2 protein-coding genes are annotated in these 1,890 nt (G+C 64.3%); both read left to right on the forward strand.

All coding sequences use genetic code 11. From position 1 onward, the window contains the following. The coding region (otnK, locus tag AABA86_RS33835) for a 3-oxo-tetronate kinase (RefSeq protein ID WP_338309827.1) at positions 1-1,106 on the forward strand (1,106 nt) is incomplete at its 5' end. A 160-nt stretch (positions 1,107-1,266) separates the two neighbouring features. After that, on the forward strand, positions 1,267-1,890 hold a 624-nt coding region (locus tag AABA86_RS33840), incomplete at its 3' end, for an MCP four helix bundle domain-containing protein (protein ID WP_338309828.1).

The following is a 1,890-nucleotide window of genomic DNA, read 5'->3' on the forward strand; positions in this document are numbered from 1 at the left end:
TCGAGGCCGGCCTTGCCGTGTCGCGTTCGCGCGCGGCGGATCAGTGGCTGCGCGGCCGCGGCGCCGGCCACGTATTGTTCAAGATCTGCTCGACCTTCGATTCCACGGACGCCGGCAATATCGGCCCTGTCATGGACGCGCTGCGCGCCGATAGCGGCGAGGGCGCCGTGCTGGTGACGCCGGCGTTCCCGGAGACCGGCCGCACCGTCTACCAGGGCAACCTCTTCGTCGGCGCGGTGCCGCTCAACGAAAGTCCGCTGAAGGACCATCCGCTCAACCCGATGCATGATTCCAACCTGGTGCGCGTGCTTGCGCGCCAGAGCGGGACGCAGATCGGTCTCGTCGACCTCGCCACCGTCACGCGCGGCGCAGATGCCGTGCGGGCCCGGCTGGCCGAACTCGCGGCCAAGGGCATCGGCGCCGCCATCATCGACGCGGTCTTCGACCGCGACCTCGAGACCATCGGCCTCGTCGCCGCCGAGCACCGGCTGTCGGTCGGCGCCTCCGGCATGGGCCTCGGGCTCGCGCGTGCGCTGGTGTCGACGGGTAAAGTCAAATCAGCCGGGGCGAACGGCGAGACCGGCATTGCCGTCGGCGGACCGGCGGCCTGCCTCGCCGGGAGCTGCTCTCAGGCGACGCTTCAGCAGATCGTCAACGCCGAACGGGTCATGCCGGTGCTTCACCTCGATCCGGACCGTATCATTACGGGGGGCGGCGAAGCGCAGCGCGCGCTGGATTGGGCGAGGCCGCGGCTTACGGAGGGGCCGGTGCTGATCGCCTCGAGCGCGACGCCTGATCAGGTCGCCGCACTGCAGGCGCGGCACGGTCGCGACCCGGCCGGCCACGCGATCGAGCAGGCCATGGCCGACATTGCAGAAAACCTCGTAAAATCAGGCGTGCGGCGACTGATCGTTGCCGGCGGCGAGACATCCGGTGCCGTCGTCGATCGGTTGAAGATCCCCGGATTTCTCGTAGGAGTGGAGATCGCGGCGGGTGTCCCGGTGCTCCACTCGGTGGGCGCCGAAGCCGACATGCTGCTCGCTCTGAAGTCCGGAAATTTCGGCGGCGCTGAATTTTTCTCCGATGCGCTTAGGCTCATGCGCTAAGCGCAGAGCATTTTTAGCGGCCTGTTCATCTCTTTCAGGCTCCGTACTCGTACGGAGTCGTAGTTAACATCTGCGCAGGTGCTCTGGTGTTGGATGTTGGTGCTGCTCCCTTTGGTTGATTCGTAATAAGCGCACCGCGCCAGCACAAAGAGACCCCATTATGCTTGCCACCATTTCCATCCGCGCCAAGATCATCAGTGTCGTGGCGTTCCTGCTGGTCGCAATGGCCGGCATGGGTCTCCTGGCCGTCATGAAAATGCGGTCGATGAACGCCAACACCATCGACATCACCACGAGCTGGATGCCCAGTGTGCGGGTGCTTGGCGAGCTTCGTGCGAGCGTCATCACCTATCGCAACGTGGTCCGCCAGCACATGCTTTCCGAAACGCTGGACGAAAAACTCGCCAACGAGAAGACGGGTGTGACAGTGATCGAGGCGCTCGCCAAGATCCGCGGCCGGTACGAGCCAATGATCACCTCGCCGGAGGAGCGGGCGCTCTACAACCAGTGGGCAAAACTCTGGGATGACTACAAGAAGGGCACCGAGGAGGTGATGGCGCTCTCGCGCAAGGAGGCCGGCAAGGTCCCGCACGACGCACAGGAGCTGAACACCAAGACGGTCAACAAGATCGGTCTTGCGTCGGATGAAGTCCTGATGAAGGACATCGAACTCAACACCAAGGGTGGCGATCAGGCGGCTCAGGATGCTGCGGACAGCTATTCTTATGCTTTCATGCTGGTCTCGATCATTCTCGGCGCCGCCGTCATCATCGGCATCGGCGTC

The organism is Bradyrhizobium sp. TM233 (assembly GCF_036247965.1).
Classification (GTDB): Bacteria; Pseudomonadota; Alphaproteobacteria; order Rhizobiales; family Xanthobacteraceae; genus Bradyrhizobium; species Bradyrhizobium ottawaense.